The sequence below is a fragment of the Actinomadura soli genome, from assembly GCF_005889715.1.
Taxonomy (GTDB): Bacteria; Actinomycetota; Actinomycetes; order Streptosporangiales; family Streptosporangiaceae; genus Spirillospora; species Spirillospora soli.
The window spans coordinates 1-1964 of the sequence record NZ_VCKW01000528.1 but is presented as its reverse complement, the minus strand read 5'-3'; the positions used below and the strand labels follow the sequence as shown (position 1 = coordinate 1964).

3 protein-coding genes are annotated in these 1964 nt (G+C 71.4%); 2 read left to right on the top strand and 1 reads right to left on the bottom strand.

Features of this window, described 5'->3' with window-relative positions:
* Positions 1 to 29: 29 nt before the first annotated feature.
* Positions 30 to 362 carry a YnfA family protein gene (locus ETD83_RS41550; protein WP_138650723.1) on the bottom strand — a complete coding sequence of 111 codons (333 nt, stop codon included), beginning with the start codon at positions 360 to 362 and terminating at the stop codon, positions 30 to 32.
* 287 nt (positions 363 to 649) lie between these two features.
* Between ETD83_RS41550 and ETD83_RS41545 the strand changes: the two genes are divergently transcribed.
* Both ETD83_RS41545 and ETD83_RS41540 read left to right on the top strand, forming a co-directional pair.
* Positions 650 to 1171 carry a GNAT family N-acetyltransferase gene (locus tag ETD83_RS41545; RefSeq protein WP_205718186.1) on the top strand — a complete coding sequence of 174 codons (522 nt, stop codon included), beginning with the start codon at positions 650 to 652 and terminating at the stop codon, positions 1169 to 1171.
* Positions 1172 to 1364: 193 nt separating this feature from the next.
* Complete coding sequence (locus tag ETD83_RS41540) at positions 1365 to 1904, top strand: TIGR03086 family metal-binding protein (protein WP_171064744.1); 540 nt, start codon at positions 1365 to 1367, stop codon at positions 1902 to 1904.
* The last annotated feature ends 60 nt before the right edge of the window (positions 1905 to 1964 follow it).

The window sequence follows — 1964 nt, the reverse complement described above, 5'->3', positions numbered from 1 at the left end:
GGAGAGGGGAGGGGACCGGGGGAGCGGCATCAGCCCCGCGGCGCATACATGATCACGGCCACCCCCGCCAGGCACACCACCGCACCGGCGACGTCCCACCGGTCGGGACGGAAACCGTCCACCACCACACCCCACGCCAGCGACCCCGCCACGAACACCCCACCGTAGGCCGCCAGGATCCGCCCGAAATCGGGGGAGGGCTGGAACGTCGCCGCGAACCCGTACGCGCCCAACGCCAGCACACCCGCCGCGATCCACACCAGGCCGCGCTCCTCACGCCACCCCTGCCACACCAGCCACGCCCCACCGATCTCGGCCAGCGCGGCGACCACGAACAACCCCACCGACCGCAGCACGCCCATGCCGCTCACCCTACGAACACGCCGACCCCGGGGACGCCTCCGCCCCGTCCCGTCAACGGCCCTGTCCACCCACCGGTCAGATGTTGATCTTGAACGCGTGACCTGACGAGGAGACACGGGCCGATCGCGTGGTCCGCCGCCGATCCGTGGCGATGGACCACGCGGTCACCAAAACGCCGTACACCATACAGAATTTGGCTTCTGTCCGGTTCGACATCCTTCGCGTTCCTTCCCGCCGGACGCCCCGCGGCCGGCCCGCGCGGCCGGAACGGGGGATACTCGGACCTGTGAACGATCTTCTCCAGCCGCCGCGGCTCGTCCGGCCGACGACGGCGGTGCGCGAGTCGTTCCTGGCCGGGGAGTGGGCCGACTGCCTGGACAGCGGCGCGCCGACCGGCTGGCTCGACCCGGCCCGCGAGGATTTCGGCGCGTTCGTCGCCGAGCGCCGCGGCATGCGGACCCGCTGGAACGTGCCCTGCAGCACGTTCTGGTACGTGTCGGACGAGCATTACCTCGGCACGCTGATCGTGCGGCACCGGCTGACGCCCGAGCTCGCCGAGGTCGGCGGCCACATCGGCTACCACGTCGTCCCGGCGCGGCGGCGGCGGGGCCACGCCACGCGGATGCTCACGGCGGGCCTGGCCGAATGCCGCGGCCTGGGCCTGGATCGCGTCCTGCTGACGTGCGCCGTGGGCAACGAGCCGTCGCGTCGCGTGATCGTCGCGAACGGCGGCGTCCACGACGGCCGCGCCCACGGCGAGGACCGTTACTGGATCACGCTCGACACCGGACACGACACCGACACCTGAAACCGACCGGTTCGCCCCGCTTTCAGCACTCCGTGATCGTTGGTCGATAATGTACATTATGTTAAGTAGACCTCATGATCAGCGGAGTGGTGTGCCGGGGTGGTCGCGGGGGTTAGAGTGCGGGCGTTCGCAGTCGGCGACGATCCGAGCCGGGCGGTGTGGCGTCGTGATTCCTGAGCGTTTCGTTCGCGCGTTGGACGGTTTCGAGGCGGTGCTGGTGGCGGTGCCGCCGGATCGGTGGCTGTCGCCGTCGCCGTGCGAGGGCTGGTGCGCGATCGACGTGGCGGGGCATGTGACGGCGGGGCTGCTGGTGGTGGAGCTGCGGGCGGCGGGGCTGCCGCTCCCCCAGGACGATCCGGACTGGCGCGAGGTGGCCGGTGAGGACCCGGTGGCGAGCTGGCGTGCGGTGCGTGCGCGGATGACGGCGGAGCTGACCGCGGAGGCGCTGGCGCGGCGGATCACGCTGGGGTTCGGGGATGTCGTCACGGTGAGTGAGTGGCTGGAGCACTCTCCGGTGGAGTTGCTCGTCCACACGTGGGATCTGGCGCAGGCGACTGGGCAGGAGGTCGTGTTCGAGGCGGATCTGGTGGCGGCCGCGCTGGAGACGGCCAGAGAATTCGCGTCGCGCGGGCGTGCGGCGGGGAAGGTGGGTCCGGAGCGCGTCCTTCCAGAGGGGGCCGCTGATCAGGAGCGGTTGCTGGCGTTGTTCGGCCGTACTCCCCTGGGCGGTTGATTCCCTCGCCGCTCCCCCGGGCGGCGCGCCCGTCCCCTGGGATTCTGGGGTGCGGTGGGC

Bases quoted from the DNA above. Each gene is read 5' to 3' on its own strand.
- ETD83_RS41550 (WP_138650723.1), bottom strand. From the start codon at position 362: ATGGGCGTGCTGCGGTCGGTGGGGTTGTTCGTGGTCGCCGCGCTGGCC.